Annotated in this window: 18 protein-coding genes and 4 pseudogenes; 11 read left to right on the forward strand and 11 right to left on the reverse strand. The window is 71.3% G+C overall.

Annotation, left to right across the window (positions count from 1 at the left end; translation table 11 throughout):
• Positions 1–42 precede the first annotated feature (42 nt).
• Positions 43–789, reverse strand: coding sequence for a DUF1684 domain-containing protein (locus tag ACVW19_RS33605; protein WP_457464343.1), 747 nt, complete (start codon positions 787–789; stop codon positions 43–45).
• Between the two features lie 250 nt (positions 790–1,039).
• Entirely contained in the window at positions 1,040–1,414 is a 375-nt protein-coding gene (locus ACVW19_RS33610; RefSeq protein WP_457464344.1) for an ArsR/SmtB family transcription factor, read from the reverse strand.
• A gap of 166 nt (positions 1,415–1,580) precedes the next feature.
• Here ACVW19_RS33610 and ACVW19_RS33615 point away from each other — a divergent pair, with 166 nt between their 5' ends.
• Positions 1,581–2,705 carry an oxidoreductase gene (locus tag ACVW19_RS33615; RefSeq protein WP_457464346.1) on the forward strand — a complete coding sequence of 375 codons (1,125 nt, stop codon included), beginning with the start codon at positions 1,581–1,583 and terminating at the stop codon, positions 2,703–2,705.
• A 313-nt stretch (positions 2,706–3,018) separates the two neighbouring features.
• Here ACVW19_RS33615 and ACVW19_RS33620 read toward each other — a convergent pair whose 3' ends face one another.
• The gene (locus ACVW19_RS33620; protein WP_457464348.1) at positions 3,019–3,945 is read right to left on the reverse strand and encodes a LysR family transcriptional regulator; all 927 of its coding nucleotides are present in this window, start codon (positions 3,943–3,945) and stop codon (positions 3,019–3,021) included.
• Between the two features lie 49 nt (positions 3,946–3,994).
• Here ACVW19_RS33620 and ACVW19_RS33625 point away from each other — a divergent pair, with 49 nt between their 5' ends.
• Both ACVW19_RS33625 and ACVW19_RS33630 read left to right on the forward strand, forming a co-directional pair.
• Complete coding sequence (locus ACVW19_RS33625; protein ID WP_457464349.1) at positions 3,995–4,954, forward strand: nitrilase-related carbon-nitrogen hydrolase; 960 nt, start codon at positions 3,995–3,997, stop codon at positions 4,952–4,954.
• Positions 4,955–5,103: 149 nt separating this feature from the next.
• Positions 5,104–6,309, forward strand: coding sequence for a cysteine desulfurase-like protein (locus ACVW19_RS33630; protein ID WP_457464350.1), 1,206 nt, complete (start codon positions 5,104–5,106; stop codon positions 6,307–6,309).
• On the opposite strand, the gene ACVW19_RS33635 is transcribed toward ACVW19_RS33630, so the two are convergent.
• The gene (locus ACVW19_RS33635; protein WP_457464352.1) at positions 6,246–6,758 is read right to left on the reverse strand and encodes an ABATE domain-containing protein; all 513 of its coding nucleotides are present in this window, start codon (positions 6,756–6,758) and stop codon (positions 6,246–6,248) included. The two genes, ACVW19_RS33630 and ACVW19_RS33635, sit on opposite strands and share 64 nt — an antisense overlap.
• On the opposite strand from ACVW19_RS33635, the pseudogene ACVW19_RS33640 reads away from it, so the two are divergent.
• From ACVW19_RS33640 to ACVW19_RS33655, 4 genes and pseudogenes are all read left to right on the forward strand, one after another.
• Positions 6,744–7,016: pseudogene (locus ACVW19_RS33640) on the forward strand (MBL fold metallo-hydrolase); the annotation flags it as partial. The gene ACVW19_RS33635 and the pseudogene ACVW19_RS33640 sit on opposite strands and share 15 nt — an antisense overlap.
• A gap of 122 nt (positions 7,017–7,138) precedes the next feature.
• The gene (locus tag ACVW19_RS33645) at positions 7,139–7,699 is read left to right on the forward strand and encodes a DUF6939 family protein (RefSeq protein WP_457464353.1); all 561 of its coding nucleotides are present in this window, start codon (positions 7,139–7,141) and stop codon (positions 7,697–7,699) included.
• Between the two features lie 170 nt (positions 7,700–7,869).
• On the forward strand, positions 7,870–8,847 hold the full coding sequence (locus tag ACVW19_RS33650) for a zinc-binding dehydrogenase (RefSeq protein ID WP_457464892.1): 978 nt from the start codon (positions 7,870–7,872) through the stop codon (positions 8,845–8,847).
• Between the two features lie 271 nt (positions 8,848–9,118).
• Positions 9,119–9,529: pseudogene (locus ACVW19_RS33655) on the forward strand (ATP-binding cassette domain-containing protein); the annotation flags it as partial.
• A gap of 73 nt (positions 9,530–9,602) precedes the next feature.
• Here ACVW19_RS33655 and ACVW19_RS33660 read toward each other — a convergent pair.
• From ACVW19_RS33660 to ACVW19_RS33670, 3 genes are all read right to left on the reverse strand, one after another.
• Positions 9,603–10,130 carry a DUF488 domain-containing protein gene (locus tag ACVW19_RS33660; RefSeq protein WP_457464355.1) on the reverse strand — a complete coding sequence of 176 codons (528 nt, stop codon included), beginning with the start codon at positions 10,128–10,130 and terminating at the stop codon, positions 9,603–9,605.
• Positions 10,131–10,210: 80 nt separating this feature from the next.
• The gene (locus tag ACVW19_RS33665) at positions 10,211–10,420 is read right to left on the reverse strand and encodes a DUF2945 domain-containing protein (protein ID WP_457464356.1); all 210 of its coding nucleotides are present in this window, start codon (positions 10,418–10,420) and stop codon (positions 10,211–10,213) included.
• 48 nt (positions 10,421–10,468) lie between these two features.
• Positions 10,469–12,340, reverse strand: a complete 1,872-nt coding sequence (locus tag ACVW19_RS33670) for a SpoIIE family protein phosphatase (protein ID WP_457464358.1) — start codon at positions 12,338–12,340, stop codon at positions 10,469–10,471.
• A gap of 462 nt (positions 12,341–12,802) precedes the next feature.
• On the opposite strand from ACVW19_RS33670, the pseudogene ACVW19_RS33675 reads away from it, so the two are divergent.
• Positions 12,803–12,904, forward strand: a pseudogene (locus tag ACVW19_RS33675) (STAS domain-containing protein); the annotation flags it as partial.
• A gap of 420 nt (positions 12,905–13,324) precedes the next feature.
• Here the strand turns inward: ACVW19_RS33675 and ACVW19_RS33680 are convergent.
• Both ACVW19_RS33680 and ACVW19_RS33685 read right to left on the reverse strand, forming a co-directional pair.
• Complete coding sequence (locus ACVW19_RS33680) at positions 13,325–13,807, reverse strand: Asp23/Gls24 family envelope stress response protein (RefSeq protein ID WP_457464360.1); 483 nt, start codon at positions 13,805–13,807, stop codon at positions 13,325–13,327.
• A 378-nt stretch (positions 13,808–14,185) separates the two neighbouring features.
• On the reverse strand, positions 14,186–15,427 hold the full coding sequence (locus ACVW19_RS33685) for a PP2C family protein-serine/threonine phosphatase (protein WP_457464362.1): 1,242 nt from the start codon (positions 15,425–15,427) through the stop codon (positions 14,186–14,188).
• Positions 15,428–15,726: 299 nt separating this feature from the next.
• Between ACVW19_RS33685 and ACVW19_RS33690 the strand changes: the two genes are divergently transcribed.
• On the forward strand, positions 15,727–16,821 hold the full coding sequence (locus ACVW19_RS33690; protein ID WP_457464363.1) for a carboxylate-amine ligase: 1,095 nt from the start codon (positions 15,727–15,729) through the stop codon (positions 16,819–16,821).
• 296 nt (positions 16,822–17,117) lie between these two features.
• On the opposite strand, the pseudogene ACVW19_RS33695 reads toward ACVW19_RS33690, so the two are convergent.
• Both ACVW19_RS33695 and ACVW19_RS33700 read right to left on the reverse strand, forming a co-directional pair.
• Positions 17,118–17,486 (reverse strand): annotated as a pseudogene (locus ACVW19_RS33695) (DUF4397 domain-containing protein); the annotation flags it as partial.
• A 197-nt stretch (positions 17,487–17,683) separates the two neighbouring features.
• Entirely contained in the window at positions 17,684–18,292 is a 609-nt protein-coding gene (locus ACVW19_RS33700; protein ID WP_457464365.1) for a sigma-70 family RNA polymerase sigma factor, read from the reverse strand.
• Between the two features lie 158 nt (positions 18,293–18,450).
• Here ACVW19_RS33700 and ACVW19_RS33705 point away from each other — a divergent pair, with 158 nt between their 5' ends.
• The gene (locus ACVW19_RS33705) at positions 18,451–19,452 is read left to right on the forward strand and encodes a MerR family transcriptional regulator (RefSeq protein ID WP_457464367.1); all 1,002 of its coding nucleotides are present in this window, start codon (positions 18,451–18,453) and stop codon (positions 19,450–19,452) included.
• 237 nt (positions 19,453–19,689) lie between these two features.
• Positions 19,690–20,937: an NAD(P)/FAD-dependent oxidoreductase gene (locus tag ACVW19_RS33710; RefSeq protein WP_457464369.1), complete on the forward strand. Its 1,248-nt coding sequence runs from the start codon at positions 19,690–19,692 to the stop codon at positions 20,935–20,937.
• The last annotated feature ends 52 nt before the right edge of the window (positions 20,938–20,989 follow it).

The raw sequence follows: 20,989 nt of genomic DNA on the forward strand, positions 1-20,989 counted from the left end.
CCTTCGTGCTGCGAGGAGGGGGAGGAAAGACGGCGGAGGCGATCAGCGCTGCGCCGGGAAGCCGTCGCGGAAGACGGGGAGCTTCTCGCCGGCCTCGACGGGCAGGTGGAAGCGGTTCTGCCGCGGCGGCATCGGACAGTTGTACTGGTCGGAGAAGCCGCAGGGCGGGACGAAGGCGCGGTTGAAGTCGAGCACGACCCGGCGGTCGTCGTCCGCCGTCCGCCGTACGAACAGGAAACGCCCCGCTCCGTAGGTGGTGGCGCCGTTGGTGGGGTCGCCGAAGACCAGCAGCAGGGCGCCGTCGTCGTCGAAGGCGCTGAGGGTGTACGTGTGTCCGTCCAGCGTGAGCTCGATGTCCCCCGGGACCACCAGGTCACGGGTGCCGCCGTTGTCGCGGATGTGCTCGAAGGGGACACGCCGGGCTCCCGGCGCCGGTGTGTAGGAGGCCTCCAGGACCCATGCCGGGTCGTGGGGGAAGGCGTCGGTGCCCTCGAAGTGGCGGAGGGCCGGTGCCGCGGAGTCCCAGAACCGGAGCCCGTACTCGGGCGCGCCGGTGACGCGGTCGGTGCGCTCCAGCGCGGTGACGGTCACCGTGTCCGGCTGCCCCGCCCGGGCCGCCTCGACGTCGGGACGCTCACCGGCCGGCAGCCAGCGGGTCTCGACGAGGGCGAGGTTTCCCGTCGGCGAGGTGAGCGCGCGACGGCGCTCGGCACGCCAGGTGTCCCACTCCGCCGCGGAATCGGCGGCGGGCGGGACGGGGACGGCGGGGTGGGACACGGTCTGGCTCATTCACGTCGAGGTCGGGGGCGGTCACGCGGCGCGCATCACGCCGCGTGAATAGATGCCCAAAGCATGGACTATATGATCCATAAGTCGACCTAATGTCAAATTCCGGCCAGGAGCGTGCGGGCTGCTCGACGGCGGTTCAGGTGCGGGGCGGTACCGGTGCGGCGGCCGACGACCGGAGTTGTTCGATCACGTCGTCCAGGTGCGCGGCCGCGGCCCGTGCCGCAGCCGCACACCAAGTGCGGCGCGGACCTCAGTGGGTTTCCGCGGCCACGGGCTTCTCCGCGGCCACGGGCTTCTCCGCGGCCAGGATGGCGGTCAGCAGCCCGGGGAAGCGCTGCTCCAGCTCCGTTTCACGCAGTTCGCTGTAGCGCGAGGTGCCTTCCTCGTACTGCGAGATGACGCCGCTCTCCCGCAGGACCTTGAAGTGGTACGTCGAGGTCGACTTGGACACCGCCAGCCCGAAAGCGCTGCAGTTCATGGGGTGGCCGGCCCGCGCGAGGGAGCGTGCGATGCCCAGCCGCAGCGGCTCGCCGAGGGCCCGCAGTACCAGCTCCACCGGGACCTCGCGCAGATCGGGGTGGGGGAGGGCCTTCTTGGCGGGCGCACGCCTGGCATGAGTGGACACGGGAGGAGTCTACGCCCCGTGGTACGTTGAATCTCGTAGTACGAAGAAATTCCGACAATGGTCCGTCGGTGGTCCGTGGGCGCGCGGGCACGCGTGACCACGCGCCCTGCCGGCCGGACCGAGTCGAGAACCGCCGCACCCGACCCCAGGCGCAACGGAGAGATCCTTGACCGACCCCACCCCGCAGCACGGCGCGACCGACGACCTGCTGTACACGCCCCTCGACCTCGGCACGGTCCGCCTGGACAACCGCACCGCCCTGGCCCCCATGACGCGGATCAGCGCCACCGAGGACGGCATGGTCACCGACCGCAACGCGCGCTACTACTCCGGATTCGCCCGCGGTGGTTTCGCGCTGCTGATCACCGAGGGCGTCTACACCGACACGGAGCACAGCCAGGGCTATCTGTACCAGCCGGGGCTCGCGACAGAGGCCCAGGGCGAGGCATGGCGGCCGGTGGTCGAGGCCGTGCATGCGGCGGGCAGTGCCGTGTTCGCCCAGCTCATGCACGCAGGCGCACAGTCCCAGGGGAACCGCCTCCGCCAGGGGACGGTCGGCCCCTCCGCCGTGGCCCCACGCGGCGAGCAGCTCGCCTTCTACCGGGGCAGCGGTCCCTACGCCACGCCGAAGGCCCTGGACGCCCGTGAACTCGCGGACATCCGCCGGGGCTTCGCGGACGCGGCCCGCCGCGCGGTCGCAGCGGGCTTCGACGGAGTGGAGGTGCACGGCGCGAACGGCTATCTGCTCGACCAGTTCCTCACCGACTACCTCAACCAGCGCGAGGACGGATACGGCGGCAGCGTCGAGAACCGCGTGCGCCTGGCGGCCGAGGTCGTGGACGAGGTGCTCCAGGCCGTGGGCTCCGAGATCGCGGTCGGCATCCGCATCTCCCAGTCCAAGGTCAGCGACTTCCACCACCGCTGGGCCGGCGGCGCCGAGGACGCCGAGACCATCTTCACCACCCTGGCCCGCACCGGCGCGCACTTCCTGCACACCACCGAACACAAGGCGCTCGAGCCCGCCTTCTCCACCGGTACGGAGACCTTGGCCGAGCTCGCGAAGAAGTTCAGCGGGCTGCCGGTGATCGCCAACGGCGGTCTGGGAGACCCGGAAGCCGCCCGTGCCGTACTGGGTTCCGGGGCCGCCGACGTCGTCGCGCTCGGCAAGGGCGCCCTCGCGCAGCGGGACTGGCCCCACCGGGTGCGTGACGGCCGCGAGTTCGCGACCGAGATGCGCCCCGACACCCTCGGGCCGCTCGCCGACGTCAAGGACTGGGAACTGGCCCCGTGACCACGCCGGCCTGACCGGCGACGTGGTCTCGCGGCCCGTTCGCGCGGGCCGGTACCCGCCCCGCCGGACCAGAGCCCGTCGAGCGGCGCGACAGCGATCGTCGCGTCGGGTGAGGTGCGGGGCCGGCGGCTTCGGAAGGCTGTCGTCGGCAGCCGGACCGACCGGCTGCCGGGCGTCGCCCCTCTCTGGCCGGGATGCCCCGCACGGCTCTGCGTGACGGCATCCTGGCCCACCCCGCCATGGATGGAGGGGCTCGACCTCCTGTTCGCGAACCTGCGTCCCGCCCGTCCGTCCGTCACAGCGGCGCCCGGGCTCAGGGCCGCCGGTTCCCGCGGGCCGCGTCCCCGACGAGGCGGCGGAGCCACAGATGGGCGGGATCGTCGGTGAGGGTGCCGTGCCAGATCGAGCTGACCGTGTAGGTGGGCATCGGCAGGGGCGGCGGGGAGGTGGTCAGGCCCAGGGCCTCGGCGTAGACGGTGGCCGCGTGGGTGGGGAGCGTGGCCAGGGCGGGCAGGGCGGGAAGGTGGAGAGCGGCTCCGGCGAAGTGGGTGGTGGAGGCGATCACCCGGCGCTCCAGTCCCCGTGCCTCCAGGATGTCGTCGACGATGCCGCGCCGGCCGTCGTAGGAGATCAGCAGGTGCGGGTGGGCCAGATAGTCGTCCAGGGTGAGGGGGGTCCCGAGGGGTAGCAGGCGGTGGTCGAACAGGCAGGTGTAGCCGGAGTCGAACAGGTCGTGGCTGCGGTGATCGGCGCCGTGGGCGGGGGCGGCGGACACCCCGAGGTCGATCTCGCCCCGGTCGATCATGCCGGTGACGGTGTTCCGGTTGGCCTGCCGTACGGCGAGCCGGACGCCCCGCAGTCCGGCGGTGGCGGCCAGCAGCCGGGGCATGAGCGCCGCCTCCAGATCGTCGGACATGCCCAGGGTGAAGACGCGCCGGGCCGTGCGGGGGTCGAAGCGGTCCCGGTCGGTGACCACACCGTGGATCAGCCCGAGGGCCGGCTCGATACGGCGGGCCAGTTCGACGGCGCGCGGTGTGGGCTCGACACCGCCACCGGTGCGGGTGAACAACTCGTCGTCGAACAGCCCGCGGAGCCGGCCCAGGGCGGCGCTGGTGGCACTCTGGCTCAGATGCAGGGCGGCGGCGGCCCGGGTGACGCTGCGCTCCCGCATCAGAGCGGAGAAGACGACCAGCAGGTTCAGGTCGGCCTTCCGGAATTCGGTCTCATAGATGTCGATCATCGTAAAGATGAGTTTGCCGGACGAGGGCGAGGGTTCCTACGGTCGACGCATGACTGCTGCCGACCCCGTCGCGCCTGCTCAGCCCCGTCGCGCCGTGACCGTCGCCGTCGTCCAGGCGGCGGCCCCCTTGTTCGACACGCCGACCGCGCTGACCCGGGCGGAGGAATTCATCCGTGAGGCCGCCGGCCGGGGCGCCCGGGTGGTCGTGCTGCCCGAGGCGTACCTCGGCGGCTACCCCAAGGGGCTGGACTTCGGCATCACGGTCGGCAGCCGCACCCCGGCGGGCCGCGACCTCTTCCGCCGCTACCACGCCGCGGCCATCGACATTCCCGGCCCGGAGGTCGAGACACTGGCCGCCGTCACCCGGGAACTCGACTGCCACGCCGTGGTCGGCGCCGTCGAGCGCAGCGGCGGCACCCTCTACTGCGTCGCGCTCTTCTTCGGCCCCGACGGCTACCTGGGCCTGCACCGCAAGCTGATGCCCACGGCGGGCGAACGCTACCTGTGGGGGCAGGGGGACGGCTCCACCCTCCCCGTCGTCGACACCGGCACGGCCCGCCTCGGTGCGGCCATCTGCTGGGAGAACTACATGCCGCTCCTGCGCACCGCCATGTACGCCAAGGGTGTCGACCTGTGGTGCGCGCCGACGGTGGACGACCGCGAGGCATGGCAGGCCACCATGCGGCACGTCGCCCTGGAGGGCCGCTGCTTCGTCCTCAGCGCCTGCCAGTACCTGCGCCGCGACGCCCTGCCTGCCGACCTCCACCCCGTCCAGGGCGACGCACCGGACACGGTCCTGATCGGTGGCGGCTCGGTCATCGTCTCCCCGCTCGGCGACGTCCTGGCCGGGCCGCTCCGCGACGGTGAGGGCATCCTGACGGCCGAACTCGACCTCGACGACCTCGCCAGGGCGCGCTTCGACTTCGACCCCGTCGGCCACTACGCCCGCCCCGACGTCTTCACGCTCCACGTCGACGAGTCGCCCCGTCCGACCGTGACCGGAAGCTGATCGCGTCCGGCAGCCGCCGGATGAGACCCTCGTCAGCGTTCAAGAGGCCGTGATCCGTCGATCCGTTGATCCAACGTCCAACGATCCAACGATGCGTCGACCACCGACGGCCGCACCACCTTCGCGCAAGTGACCGAACGGGAGTTCTCGTGACGTACGACATCGACGCCATCCGCGCGCAGTTCCCCGCGCTGGCCGCCGGGATCGCCCACTTCGACGGCCCCGGTGGTTCACAGACCCCCCGGCCCGTCATCCGGGCCATCGCCGACGCCCTGTCCCTTCCGCTGTCGAACCGCGGCCACCGGGTGGCGGGGGAGCGCAACGCCGAGACCATCGTCACCGACAGCCGCCGGGCCATGGCCGACCTGCTGGCCGCGGACCCGGCGGGGATCGTCTTCGGGCGCAGCGCCACACAGCTCGCCTACGACTTCTCCCGCGTCCTCGCCAGGACCTGGTCACCGGGGGACGAGGTGGTCGTGACCCGGCTGGACCACGACTCGAACATCCGGCCCTGGGTCCAGGCGGCCGCCCGGGCGGGTGTCACCGTCCGCTGGGCCGACTTCGATCCGGCCACCGGGGAACTGACCCCCGCCGACATCGCGGCCGTCCTGTCGGAGCGTACGCGGCTGGTCGCCGTGACCGCGGCCTCCAACCTGATCGGTACACGTCCCCGGATCGCGGAGATCTCCCGTCTGGCGCACGACGTCGGTGCGCTGACGTACGTCGACGGCGTGCACTACACCGCCCATTGCCTGGTCGACGTCGCGCAGTTGGGCGCGGACTTCTTCACCTGCTCGCCCTACAAGTTCCTGGGCCCGCACCACGGCGTTCTCGCCGCCCGCCCCGAACTGCTGGAGACCCTGCACCCCGACAAGCTCCTGCCCTCCACGGACGCGGTGCCTGAACGCTTCGAACTCGGCACGCTGCCCTATGAGTTCCTGGCCGGCACCCGCGCCGCCGTCGACTTCCTCGCCGGATTCGACCCGGACGCCGAGGGAACCCGGCGCGAGCGGCTGGCCGCGGGGTTCGCGGCGCTCGAGGAGCACGAGGAAGCACTGCGGGCCCGGATGGACAAGGAGCTGACCGCCCTCGACGGCATCACGGTCCACTCCAACGCCGCCGACCGCACCCCCACCCTGCTGCTGACCTTCGACGGCCGCAGCACGACGGACGCCTACGCGTTCCTGGCGGACCGCGGCGTCCACGCGCCGTCCGGCTCCTTCTACGCCCTCGAGGCCTCCCGGCGACTGGGCCTGGGCGACACCGGCGGCCTTCGCGTCGGCCTCGCGCCCTACACCCACGCCGGGGACGTCGACAGGCTGGTGGAGGGCCTGGCGGACTTCCTGAGCTCCTGAGAGCCGACCCGACGGGCTGTCGGGGTCTGAAGTGACTCCGGGTGGGTTTCAAAGTGAGCTGTCGCGAAGAACCAGCCATGGCCAGTCCGGTGCGGGGCGTGCAGGGTGTGTGGCACAGAACGGGATGATTCCGGGCAGGAAGGGAACTCTTCGGCGGCGTCATGCGCGCGCCACGTGGGCGGCCGTCCTTTCAGGGTGGGGGCTTCCTGGATCAGCGGCTCAGTCGGCTGTGGTCCGGGTGCGGCGGGCGCAGGCGCGGGCGCGGTCGCCGCAACGGACGGAGCACCAGTGGTGGCGAGGAGGCCCCGTACGTGCTCGCGCAGGGAGCGCATCCGTGCCGCGCAGATCTCCTGCAGTCCTGCGTCCGCCGGGGCCGAGCCGTGGTCGACCAGCCACTGGTCCGCCGCGGACGGTGTGCCGAGGAGGCCGGGGCCGTGCCCGCCCGGCACGGCCCCGGAACGCGCGAGGACCTCGAACCGGTCGTCGGGAAGGCCGTCGGCCTCGTCCTGACCGGTGACGGCCTGCCCACGGTCTGTGTCAGCGGAGACGACGCCCAGCTCGGTCCGGTCCAGGAGATCGCAGACCGCTTCGGCCCCCTGGACACCGCCGTCCACTTCGACGGCCGGGCCCACTTCACCGAGGGCCGCGACCAGCCGCTGGGCGCCTTCACCACCACCGGACCGATGGACCGTGTCCAACTCACCTGACGACACCACCGCGGTGCACGAGCGAAACGTGACGGCTCCTCGGTGGCGTCCCGTGCGCCGGGCCGATGTCAGTGGGGTGGGGGATGCTTGGCGCTCATGTCACCCTGAGCAGGAGCCGTCAGATGCCGATCCGTGTTGCCAGCCGTCGCCGTGCGACGGCGTCGTTGACCGCCGCGTTCCCCGGTGCGGAGATCATCGATGTGACCTCCAGGGCGCCGCAGCCGTGGGTGCGGCTGAGCCCCTTCTACCCGCACGGCGGCATCCCGGTCCCCTTCAGCGACGGTGTGACCGGCCAGTCGGTGGAGGGGATCTGGCAGGCCCTCAAGGTCTTCCGGCAGTCCGGCGTCGACCCGGCGAAGCTCGAGATCACGGCGATGAAGGGACTGAAGCGGACGGTGCGTCGGTACGGCCCCGTCCAGGGGCACCGCACCGGTCTGCACGGCGACCGGCTGCTGCCCTATGAGACGGCCCGGCGCCGGATCTACCTGCCGGCCTACCGATGGGTCCTCGAGCACCGCGTGGCAGATCTGGTCGAGCGGCTCCGCGACAAGCAGGATGTCGTACTGCTGGACTACACCACCAACGGCGACGTCGCCGATCCCGCCGCCCCGCTCTCCCACGCCGCGCTCATCCAACTGCACATAGAAGGCCGCTGGCCCCGGGAAGCCACACCTGGACCCTGAGACAAGGGGGTCGAGAAGTCGAGGCGGGACGCCCGACATCGGCGACGAATGCCCTGCGGGAGCTCGCCCCCTCTCCTGTCTCCTGATATCCGGCAGACGGCGTGGCCCGGGCCGGCCCGCGGCGTCCGCTCCATAGCATGTGGGTCGTGATCGGCACAGTCCCCGACGTGATGCAGGCCGCGTACATCGACTCCGTCGGCCCGGCCGACGCCATCCACTACGGCGACATCCCCGTCCCGCCACGGGGCCCCACGGACGTGCTCGTCCGTGTCCGGGCCGTGGCCGTCAACCCGGTCGACACCTTCGTGCGGTCCGGTGCCTACGCCACGCCGCTCCCGTTCCCGTTCGTCCTCGGCCGCGACCTGGTGGGCGAGGTCGCCTCGGCCGGGGCCGGCGCGGTGGGTTTCACCCCGGGGCAACGGGTGTGGTGCAACAGCCTGGGCCACGCCGGCCGGCAGGGAGCCGCCGCGCAGTACGCGACGGTCGCCGCCGAACGGCTCTACCCGGCCCCCTCCGACATCACCGCGGAACACCTCGTTGCCGCCGCCCACCCCGCGGCGTCGGCCTGGCTGGCGCTCTTCCGGCACGGGCGGCTGCGGCCCGGGGAGACCGTGTACATCGGCGGCGGAGCCGGCAACGTGGGCGGGGCCGCCGTGGCCCTGGCCGCCGCGGCCGGGACGCGTGTGGTCTGCACGGCGCGTGCCGAGGACGCCGCGGCGGCACGCGCTCTGGGCGCCACCGAGGTTCTCGACTACCGGGCGCCCGGCGTCGGCGAGCACCTGCGCCGGGCGGCGCCCGACGGCTACGACGTGTACCTGGACACGTCCGGACACGGAGCGCTCGCCGACGCCGTGGACCTGCTGGCCCGGGGCGGGCGCCTGGTCGCGATGGTCGGACTCGGCGGCGGGCCCGCCACGCTGCCGCTGGGCCGGTTGTACACCAAGGACGCGAGCATCGTGGGCTTCGCCATCAGCAATGCCACGGTGAGCGATCTCGCGGAGGCGGCAGAGGGGGTCGTGGACCTCTTGCGCAGAACGCCGTGGCGCCCACGCATCGCCGACCGCCTGCCGCTGTCGATGACGGCGGAGGCCCACCGGAGGCTGGAGGCCGGTGAGGTGCGCGGCCGGCTGGTCCTCGCGTCTCCCTGACCCTCCTCGACGACGAGATGACCCAGCGGTGTGGGGCAGCACAACAGAATCTCGGTGTCGGCGGTCTCCCGGGGCGGACGCCCCCGTTGCGCCCCATGCCGACCGTTCCGGCGAGCGGCCGCTCGGCTGAAACGCGGTGGCGCAAGTGTGGTTCGCCCACACTTGGCGAGGCCCCTTACGGGGTGCCCCTATGTAGTCCGCTCTGCCGCGTCGACCCTACGGTCTGCCCACACCGACACTCGTCGGCCCCTCCACCACATCCGAGGTCGGCATGAGTCAACAGCAGGTCATATTGACCACGCAGGGCCTGACCAAGGAGTTCCAGGGGTTCCGCGCCGTGGACGGGGTCGCGTTGAGCGTGACCGAGGGTACGTTGCACGCCCTGGTCGGCCCCAACGGGGCCGGGAAAACCACCCTGTTCAAGCTGCTCACCGGGTTCCTCGCCCCGACCGCCGGGCGGATCGTCGTGAACGGGCACGACGTCACGGGCCGACCGCCGGAGTGGATCGCCGGGCGCGGAGTCGCCCGCTCCTTCCAGGTCACCAGCCTGTTCGCCGGAGTCTTTGCCCGCGAGCACGTGGAGTCGGCGCTCCAGGCGGGTACCGGCCTCGGCCGCCGCTTCTGGCGATCCGAGAAGCTGATGCGGAGGTTCTCCACCCGCGCGGAGGAACTCCTGGACGAAGTGGGAGGCGACGGAGCCGGCCGGGATGGCGAGGGCCGCCTCCCGGACGTCGTCGACGAAGCTCATGGCGGCCTCAGTCGGCCGGTGGGTAGGTCAGGTGCCCGTCGCGGACCCGCGCATGCTCGTTCAGGACGGCCGGCCTCGACGTCGTGCCCGACAGGATGTGCACCACCTCCGCGCCGGCGACGATCAGCGCGTCGGAGACCAGCCTGCGGTGGCACCGCCACGGCACCGCCTCGCTGCACATGACGGCCGGCCGTTCGTGATCGGCCAGCTCGAGGAGTTCGTTCAGGCCTTCTGCGAATTCGTCACCGGCCATATGGTCGGCGTAATCACGGAATGCTTTCACTCGCCATGCACCGTTCTCGCTCGGTACGCCCTTGGGCGTGTGCCGTCGGCCGCCGAGCCCGGCGATCCAGCGGTAGGCGATATCGGACGGCAGAGCGTCGACGATCGCCGCCTGATTCCACTGCGGGTACTTCCTCGAGGACGGGTACGAGCGGACATCGACCAAGCAGGTGACGTCATTGTCACGCAGCATCTTCAGCACTTCGTCGAAGTCGCGTGTCGAGTGCCCGACCGTATGGATGCGGTTCGTCATCTCGAAATCTCACCCGGATCGCACAATTCTCCGATCGTTCCGCTGACCGGAGTGCGCCTCGAGGGCGCGAACACCATTCCCTACAGCTTCGTCAACGCTCCCCCCTTGTGCATGGCGATGTGACCGGTTTTGTCGCTCTTGACCTCGTATTGCGGATCGTCCTTCGAGCAGTGGCGCGTATGCCCCTTGTACTCCACGTCGCGTGTGTGTTTCTTGACGATGACGCCTTCCACGTGCCCGGCTTCCGAGTTCCACCGCACATGGTCTCCGACGTCGAACTGCCTGGCCATTCCGGTTCCCTTCCTTCGGCCGTCTCCCCGCCGTCGGCGTCGACGCCCTCATTCCGTGGGGAAGTCGTCCGGGAACTCCTCCCGGGCGCCGCGCGTGGGGTCCTCCACCGGGGCGTCCAGCTGGACGGATCCGGGGGCGGCCCGGTTCGGGGCGGCGGGGCTGTACGGGGACTGCGGTGGCGGTGGCGGTCGGCTGTCGCCGGGCGTGCCCGCACCGGCCGGGGGCAGCCGCAGGGCGAGCAGGGCGACGTCGTCGCCGCTCGGGTCGATGCGGGCCAGCAGCTCGTCGCAGAAGCCGTCCACGGTGCGCCCGGTCAGCATGGAGGCGTGGTGGCGGAGCTTGGCCATGCCGAGATCGATCGGGCGGCCTCTGCTCTCCACGAGGCCGTCGGTGTAGAGCAGCAGTGTGGAACTGGGGGGAAGTTCCACATACGCGTCCGGCCACTCCAGCCCCAGGTGCAGGGCGGCGCTCATGCCGATCAGCGGTCCGTGGCTGGTCAGAAAGCGCGTGTCTCCCTCGTCGGTGACCAGCAGCGGAGGTGGATGCCCCGCATTGGTCCAGTGCAGTTGCCAGGGGCCGCCCTCCGGGCCTTCGACACGGGCGAAGACGAGCGTGGCCATGGGCGCGTCACTGGTGTTCGTCACTGCCTCGTCCAGGCCCTGCATGATCGCGCTGGGCGGCTCCCGGTGGTTCCAGGCCAGGGCGCGCAGCATGTTGCGGACCTCGGCCATGTGGGAGGCCGCCTCGAGGTCGTGGCCGACCACGTCCCCGATCACCAGCGCCATGACGCCGTCGGAGAGCAGGAATGCGTCGTACCAGTCGCCGCCGATCTCCATGGCGCGCTGCGCCGGCAGATAGCGGGCGGCCATGCGCAGGTGGTCGACCTGGGGGAGGGGGGCGAGCAGTTGGCGCTGCATGGTCTCGGCGACGTTCCGCTGCTCGTGGTAGAGGCGGGCGTTGTCCAGCACCAGGGCCAGGCGCCGGCCGATGTCGGTGAGCAGCAGGATCTCGTTGTCCGTGAGGTCGGGGGAGTCCCCGGCGCGGGCCACGGTCAGCATGCCGTAGTGGCGCCGCCGGGCACGGAGCGGTACCACGAGGGCCGAGTGGCCCCCGAGCCGGTCGAACAGCGGTCGGTGGGTGGCGGCGAGCGGGGCGTTGGGATCGCCGAGCAATTCGGCGGCACTCAGCAGCACGGTGCCGTCACCGCCCGTGGCACGTGCCCCTGTCGGACGGGACCCGGACGGCAGCGGCGGCAGGGGACCCTCCAATCGCCGCGCCCGCCGAGGATGGGTGTGACTGCGCACGGCGACCCGCTCCAGCGCCCCGGCGGCTCTGTCCCGCTCGGAGCGCAGATCCACCGCGGCCCAGTCACCGAACGCGGGAACCAGCAACCGCAGCAACTGGGCGATCCGGTGGGAAGCCGCCACGGTGGACATCAACACCGACGAGACGTCCGCCACCAGGTTCAGCCGGGTGGTCAGGGCCTCCAGAGCCGCGGTGTGCGCCGCCGCCTGCTCCTCCGCGTCGCGATGCAGGCTGAAATCGTTGAAGACGACCACCAGTCCGGCTCGGCGGCCCGCCAGCAGCAGGGGAGTGGTCGCCCAGATGATCGGCAGGGTCGTGCCGTCGTCCCGCAGGAAGTACTCGGCGCTGCCCTCCTCGGCGGGGCGGCCACTCCGCAGAAGTGCCATGATCGAGCACTGGTCACGCGGCACCGGGCCACCGTCGGGACGGCGGTGCAGCAGATCGTGCGCGTCCTGGCCGATCAGCTGGGCCGCAGGCCGGCCCAGCAGCCGCTCGGTCCACGGGTTGACGAACGTGATGCGCCCCGAGGTGTCGACGGTGAAGACGCCGGTGCCCAGGGCGTGCAGGACCGCATGGGGGAAGCCCGGCTCCAGAGCCTCATCGGGCGCGCTCATGACCTCTCCCTCGTCGTTCGGACGGGTGTCCGATGTGCGTCCACGGCGATCACCGTTCCCCAAGCCGTCCCACACCTGGGTACCCCATCCTCCGGAACCGTGCGTTCTGGGCGGTTCCGGAGGATTCTGAGCGGTTCCGGAGGACGGGGAGCGCGCCCCGTCGCAGCCTCGCGCCGGCTCCCACCGGCATGATCCGTACGGTGACGCCATGGCCGGTCGTTCGCGCATGTGCAGAACGCGCGTGCGGCGTACACCGCCCGAAACCTCTCCCCAGGGCATGGCCGTCAGGTGAGCCAAGCAGCCCGAATTCCACATCGGCCACCGTGAAGAGGACGACCGGACCGTCGTGGAGATCCACGGCGAGATCGGCATCTACACGGTGTCGTGCATCAGGGACCAGGTGGTCCACCGTCTTGAGACAGGCCACCGACGCCTCGTCGCCGACCTGGCCGGGTGACGTTCATGGACTCGACGGGCCTGGGGTTACTCGTCGGAATCCGGAAACGGATCCGGTCGCGGACCGGCGACCTGCGGCTGGTGATCACGAATCCGGAAGTGCTCCGGATCTTCCATGTCGCAGGCCTGCACCAGGTCTTCCCGATCCATGGCTCAGTGGAGTCCGCGATGACGGAGTGGCATGAGAGGCGACCAGCACGGACTCCCGGAACCCTTCCCGCCGCCCCTGGCTGCCCCCTGGCCGAACAGCTCCGACATCGACTGCCCGTGGTGCCGGCAACTCCTCGTGGCGGTCCTGGACCGTGCCGCGCACGACACGCGAACCCCAGGGGCGAGCAGAATCGATTCCTCGTGCCGACGGTGCCGGACGGCGCCCCGGCTCGACCGGATTCGCGCGGTGATGGTGCCGGTGGCGGCGGTGGTCACGGTGGTGGCCGCAGTCGTGACCGCGCGCTCGATCCGACCCGGCCCACAGTGCGTGAACGAGCGGCGCCACGGCCTCTGCGTCCCTCCCTTCCGCGGACCGCGTCACGCAACGCGCCTGCCGCTTTGCTCGGGCTCCTCCTCGTCCGGCAGCCGTACGTCGTCGACGGCGACGTTGACCTCCACGACCTCCAGACCGGTCATGCGTTCGATCGCGGTGATGACGTTGGTACGCACGTCTGCTGCGGTGTCCGCGATGGCTGCGCCGTAATGGACGACGAGGTCCAGGTCCACGGCGGCCTGGCGCTCACCGACCTCCACCTTCACTCCTTGGGTGATGCTGCTGCTCCCGCCGGGCACGCGTTCACGCATCGCTCCGAATGCTCGGGCCACACCCGCGCCGAGGTTGTAGACCTCGGGAACCTCCCGGGCGGCCATGCTCGCGATCTTCGCCACGACGGTGTCCGCGATGGTGGTGTTGCCGCGGTTCTCCGCGGGGATGTCGGCGCCCCTGCGGCCTTGCCGGGTTGTCCTCCCCTGCTCGTCCGGTGTGGCAGCGGTGCTGCTGTGCTGTGTGCTGACTGACATGACCGTCACCTCGATCAGTGCGGGACTTGACGAGCTGCCTCACATCCAACGTAGAGCACTGAGGTCAATGGGGTGAAACGAGACGAATGGGGTGAGGGCCCGCGGTCGGATCGGCGCAAGGTCGACACCAGCCGGCCGGCTCACGCGCCCACCGGGACGCGACACCGTCAGAGAGTCCTTCCTGGCGAGCCGCCACCACGAAACTCGCGTACAGGACCAGCGGTGCGTGGGGCCCGGCAGCGAGGGTCAGCGCTGTGGACACAGAGCCAGGGGCGGCGGGCGGCGTCCCGGTCGGGTGAGCGGGCTGCCGTGACCGTCCCCAGGGCATGGCCTGAGCCGTCTCGATCACTGGGTGGCATGTGCCGGCCAAAGCCCCGTCTACAGGCGGATGACGACCAGGGCGACGTCGTCGCGTCCGCCGTCGGCTACGCCGAGGCGGGTGAGCAGGGCGTCGGCCAGTCGGTCGGGGCTCAGACGGGCGTGGCGGACGAGGGCGTCGGTGAGGCGGTGCAGCCCGGCGTCGATGTCCTCGCCGCGACGTTCGGTGAGCCCGTCGGTGTAGAGCACGAGGGTGTCGCCCGGGGTGTAGGGAACCGTGGCCTGGGCGCGCGGGTTCTGGCTGACCAGGACGCCCAGCGGTGGCTCGGTGGCCTGGTCGAGCAGGACGACCGTGCCGTCCGTACGGGAGAGGACGGGCGGGGGGTGGCCGGCGCTGGTGTAGGTGATGTGCTGACGGCGGGTGTCGATGACGGCTTTGACCGCGGTTGTCGCCAGTGCGCCCTCGAAGGTGCCGGCGTACCGGCTCAGGACGTCCATGGCTGCGCCGGGTTCGTGGATGGCGCGCACGGCCGCGGACAGTGCGCTGCGGAGCATGCCCATGACGGCGGCGGCCTCCAGACCGTGGCCGACCACGTCGCCGACCGCCACGGTGTACGTGTCGTCGGACAGATCCACCACGTCGTACCAGTCGCCGCAGACGTTGAGTGAGCGAGCGGCTGGCATGTAACGCACGGCGATCTCCCGGTGAGCGGCCAGGTCCGGGGAGTGCAGCATGGCCTCTTGCAGGGTGAGGGCGATGTGGCGTTCCCGGGCATGTGTGTTGCGGAGTTCCTCGTTGAGGCGCTGAAGTTCCTGTGCTCGTACGTACAGTTCGGACTCCAGTGCCTTGTGTTCACTCTCCGGATCCTCCGGTCTCGTGCGGAAGGAACGGGTCAGTACGAACTCGGTCATGTCCTCCACCCGGTGGAGGAGCCACTTCACCTTTCCGTCAGGTCCGAGGAGGGGTGTGTTGACGGGCGACCACCACTTCTCCTGGAACACTCCGGGGTGTCCTGACACCGGGACGTCGTACTTCTGCACCGCCATCGTGTCCGGTTCTTTCGACCGCAGAACCCGCTGCAGGGAAGCGTTCAGATTGCGCACCCCGTTGGCTTCCGGATCCGCCGGATTGTCGGGGTGGACCTCGAAGAGGTACCGACCGATCATCTCCTCGCGGGTCCGGCCTGTGACCCGGAGATACGCCTGGTTGACATCGACGACCACCAGATCGGGATCCAACACCAGGTAAGGGCTGGGCGTCACAGCGAACAGCGCCTGGTAATCGATCCGTGGTGTGGTCACACGTGCTCTCCTGTCACGTCCACCGGTCTGCGTCCCTCAGCTTCAACTATGCCTCGCTCCTGAAGCGTCGACCTGTCACCTCGTGGAGACGGCGTCGCCGATGGTTCTGCCCCGGCGACGCCCGGGGGCGAGTCGCCCGGGGCGGCAGGGCGGCACAGTCGTGTTTGGCGCGCGGCTTTCGTGGCACTCGGTGCGGGCATCCTTCGGTGGGTCGGGGCGTCGTCGGGCGCGGTGGACGGGGGCGGCAGCATGCGCCTCCCCTGCCGAAGCGGTTGGTGGCGGGAACGGAAGGATCGGCGATGGCGACCGTCGGCATAGAAGAGGAGTACCTGCTGGTCGACCCGATCACCGGTCGGCTGGCTCCGTACGCGGAAAGGGTCAGGGCCTTGGCAGGCCTGCAGCCCTTCGTCGCCGGGGAAGAGATCCAGCCGGAAATCTCGCAGGCGCAGATCGAGGTGGCGACGCCCGTATGCGCCACGCTGGAGGAGGCCGGTGGCCACCTGCTGCGGCTGCGGCACGCCGTGGCCGGTGCGGCGGAGAAGAGCGGCTACCGGATCATGGCCAGCGGCACGCCGCCGTTCCGCGAGGACGCACCCGTGCCGATCACCGACCAGACCCGTTACAAAGCGATGCAGCGGCAGGCTCCGCAGCTGGTGGCGGAGCAGATGGTCAGCGGAATGCACGTGCATGTGGGCGTCCCCAGCCGACGGATGGGGACGGAGGTCTTGAACCGGATCCGGGTGTGGTTGCCGTCCCTGACCGCCATGGCGGCGAACTCGCCGCTGTGGGAGGGACAGGACACCGGTTTCGCCAGCTGGCGCACCGTCGTCTTCGGCCGATGGCCGGTCAGCGGCATCCCGCCGCGCTTCGCCGACGCGGCGGACTACGAGGCACGAGTGCGTCGACTGCTGTCGACCGGCGTGATCAGCGACACCGGTCAGCTGTACTGGCAGATCCGGCTGTCCGAGAGCTATCCCACAGTCGAGGTCCGTTGTCTGGACGTGCAGTTGCGCACGGACGACGCGGTCATGCTCGCCGGCCTGATCCGGGCGCTGGCCGACACCGCGCTGCGCGAAGCGACGTCGGGCCGTCCGCCGGCGGAGCCCGCTCCGGAGATGATGCAGGTGGCGATGTGGCAGGCGGCACGTCATGGGCTGAGCGGAGACCTGATCGACCCGACCGGCCGGCGTCGGCGCGCGGGCGATGTGGTGTACGGGCTGCTGGACCATGTGGGTCCCGCGCTGGATGCGGCCGGTGACACTCGCGAGGTGACCTCGCTCGTCCACCGTCTGCTGCAACAGGGCACAGGCGCGGACAAGCAGCGCCAGGTCTTCGTCGAAGGCGGTCTCGACGCCGTCGTCGAGATGATCGTCGAAGTCGGCGACACGCCTTGACGGGCACTTCCTGCCCGACTGCTGAACGGCCTGGACGGCGTGGTGGAGACCGGCGGAAGTCACGCAGGACCCTGTGTTCAACCCCACCGGAACGGAGGCACGAGGCAGGGCGAACGGCGCCTGTGGGCCACCGGTCGACGAGAGGGCCGAGCAGGACCGGGAACGCGCTGACGGCGTCGTGCGGAACAGCGTTGCCCAAGGCCGGTTCCACCAGGCGCGCGGGCTCGACGTGGGTCGCTGCGCCCTCCTGCGTCTCTCACCCGGTGGGCCCCGGCACCTGTGGGGAGCGGGACCCACGCCGGAGCGGCCGTGACATGGCGGACCGTCAGGTGAGCTCCACCGGCACCGACCTGTGAGACGTCATTGACGAAGGCCGTCAGCCGGGGTTCACCGTCGGCGGTGAGATGGGCGGCGACCGTGGCGTTCGAGCCCTCGGGCACCTTGATCTCCTTCTGCAGGGCGGGAGCGCCGTCGGGGCCTTGGCCCGCTTCGAAGATCTGGATGTCGTAGGTCCCGGCGTCGAGAGCCTGAGGGCCGGTCACCGTGCCGGGCTTGAAGTCGTCGAGCAGTTCGTCGCCGTTGGCGTAGACGTCGACCGTCATCCCGGGAATGCCGTGCAAGACGGACACCGTGGCCTTGTCCTGCTCGTCGGCCGGAGCAGCCATGGCGGGCGCGGCGACAGCGAGGGCCAGGGCACAGGCGCCGGCCGAGGCGGCGACAGCGAGGGGGGGCCGGGAGGTCCTGGGGGGATCATCCCTTCGAATGAAGTCTTTGCGAGGTGCGGAGACTCGGTGGTGTTTCGTGCGCCGGCACCGCCGTGGATGCGCGAGCGACACCCCGTGTCCGACACAGTCCGACACGCCTACGCGCCCGTCTCGTGGGAGCGACTCTGTTCGAGCGCCCCGCGCAACCGGTGCACACCACGGCGGGCGTGACTCTTGACGGTGCCCAAGGGCATTCCGGTCCGTTCCGCGATCTGGGCCTGGGTCAGGTCCTCGAAGAAGGCCATGCACAGTACGTCCCGCTGATGCCGGGGCAGCCGGGACAGTTCATCGGCCAGCAGCACCCGGTCCAGGACGTCCTCCGGCGCCGCGTCCTTCCACGTGAACGCGTCGGCCCTGTGGGCGGCCGAGTCCACGAGCGTCAGCCGGCGTGTCCGGGCGGCCAGCGCGTCGACGATCTTCCGGCGGGTGATGCCGACGAGCCAGGCGCCGAGGGGGCCCCGTTCCGGACGGAAGCCGGCCCGTCCGCGCCAGGCGCCGAGGAACACCTGCTGAGTCACGTCTTCGGCCTCGTGGGGGTCACCGAGCGACCGGGCGGCCATGGTGTGGACCAGGGGCCCCCAGCGCCGGTAGATCGCCGCGAACGCGCAATCGTCGGCGGCACGCAGTCCATTGGCCAGTTCGTCCTCGTGCCGCGTTTCCGCCACGGCCGGTGCCAGGGTGCGGATGGCCGGCGTGTTCGTGCTCATGGCCTGGTTCCTCCTGCCGTGCGTCACGTGCGGGGACGGAATGCCGTCCGCTGACCGCACTGGTCGCGCGGACCGTCGTGCCGTGCGCCGGCTCCCAGTGTTGTGACGCATGAACGACGCGGGCAACCCGCGTCGTTCATGCGTCGTACGGTGGGCCCATGGGCGTGGACGAACCCGACGGTGACGGCCGGGACGACGAGGACACGCGGCGCGGCGGAGGGCTGACCACCGGTGAGGTGGCCAGGCGGCTCGGGGTGGCACCCACCACGGTCCGCACGTGGGACCGCCGCTACGGCCTCGGGCCCGACGCGCACACCGGTGGCCGGCACCGCCGCTGGACCGCGAAGGACGTGGCGCGCCTGGAGCGGATGTGCGCCCTGACGGCGACCGGACTGCCACCCGCCGAGGCCGCGCGCCTGGCGCGCGGCGACGCGCCGCCGGACGCCGGCCCGGTCCGTCGGGGCGCCGCCCTGCGACCGTCGGCCCGCGGGCGCAGCCGGGCAGGCAGCGGCCTTCGGCTCGGGGACGTCCGTCAGGAGTGCAAGGGGGTCGCCCGTGCCGCACTGCGCCTGGACGCCGCCACTCTGGACGAGCTGCTGCTCGCGGCGATCGCCGAGCACGGCACGGTCGCCGCCTGGACCGAGGTGATCATGCCGACGCTGCAGGCGGTCGGCCGCAAGTGGGAGAGTTCGGGCGAGAAGTACGTGGAGGTCGAGCACTTTCTGTCCTGGCACGTCTCCGGTGCGCTGCGGCGCAGCGCACCTCCCGCGGTCGCCGACCGCCCGGGCGCCACCACGGTGCTCGCCTGCGTGCCGGGGGAGAACCACACACTGCCGCTGGAGGCACTGGCCGTCGCACTGGCCGAACGCGGTCTTCCGGTGCGCATGTTCGGTGCCGCCCTGCCCGTCGAGTCACTCGTCGCGGCCGTGCGGAGAACGGGGCCGGTCGCGGTGGGGCTGTGGTCCCAGTCCCGTGCCACCGCGAGCCGGCCACTGGCGCAGCACGTGGCCGCGATGGAGTGGGGGGTGCGGGGTGCTCGTCGACGGCCGGTCGTCCTGACGCTGGGGCCCGGCTGGGCCGGGCAGGGCATGTCCGGTCTGCCGCGTCCGTCGGGGCTCGCGGAGGCGGTCGCGGCGGTGGAGTCGGTGGTGTCGGAGTGACGGGTCGCCGTCGTTGGCGCACTCGGCCGTGGTGGCGCCTGGCGTCCGCCGACGCGACGTGATCCGCTGGACGCACAACCCCTTCGCCGGGACCCGGCAACCAGTGCGTGGCGGACTGCGTGAGGCACCTGCGTGCTGCTCCACGAAGCCGTGCCCCGGGTACCGGCTCACGCAAGCGAGCCGGAGGGCGAGTCCAGACGCCCGCCCGACCGGTGTGGGCATCGACAGAGGAGAGCCATGAGCGACCGTCACCGCGGGGCACCGGACACCGTCGTGGTCGGCGCCGGTCTCGCCGGCCTCGCCTGCGCACTGGACCTGTGCCGTGCGGGACGCCGCGTGGTTCTGCTGGAGGCTTCCGACGGGCCGGGCGGCCGGATGAGAACAGACCGGCGGGACGGCTTCCTCCTGGACCGCGGCTTCCAGGTGTTCAACACGTCCTATCCTCAGGTGAAGCGGCGTCTGGACCTTCGGAGCCTTCGGCTGCGGCCGTTCACCCCGGGATTCGTGGCACACACCCCGACCGGGCCGGTCCGCCTTGCCGATCCGACCCGGAGGCCGAGCGCGGCGGGGGCACTGCTGCCCGGGAGGGCCCTCACGGCTCGCGACCTGGCCGCGTCGGCGGTGCTCACCGCGCGGGACGCTCTGCTGCCCGTGGCCCTGCTCAAAAGACGTCCGGACCGCGCCACCTCGGTCGCCCTGTCCCGCGCGGGGCTGTCGGACACGGCGGTGAACCACATTCTGCGGCCGTTCCTGTCCGGCGTGTTCCTGGAGGACCGTCTGGAGACCTCCGCCCGCTTCTTCCACCTGGTCTGGCGGAGCATGGTCCGAGGGACCCTTTGTCTGCCCGCCGACGGCATCGGCGCGGTACCCGCACGACTGGCCGGCGGTCTGCCCGACGGCGTCCTGCGGCTGGAGACGCCGGTTGCCGAGGTCACCGCTTCGGGAGTGCTGCTGACGGACGGCAGTGAGGTGCCGGCCACGACCGTCGTGGTCGCGACCGACGCCGTCACGGCGGCCCGACTGCTGCCGGGCCTGCCCGTGCCGGACGGACGTACGGTCACCACGTACTACCACGCGGTCGACAGCACGCCGATGGCGGAACCGACGCTGATGGTGGACAGCACCGGAACAGTCCTGAACACCTGTGTACTGACCGGAGTCGCCCCTGCCTACGCACCGCCCGGGACCGCGCTGGTCTCCAGCTCCGTGCTGGGCAGGGACGAGCCCGGTACGAGCGACGTCGTGCTGCGACGCCTGGCCGATCTGTACGGCACCGACACGAGCGGCTGGCAGCAGGTCGCCGCGTACACCGTCGAGGGGGCGCTGCCCGCGATGCCGCCGCCCTGGCCGCTCAGTCTCACGACCCGCTTCGGACCGGGGAGGTACGTGTGCGGTGACCACCGCGCGACCGGCTCGGTCCAGGGAGCCCTGGCGTCGGGTACGCGCGCCGCCCGGGAGGTACTGGCCGACTCGGCACCCGGTTGATGCCGCGCCGGCCGGTATCGACCGCCTCCACGGGCGGCCGGCGCCCTGAAGG

The sequence above is a fragment of the Streptomyces sp. TE5632 genome, from assembly GCF_054061295.1.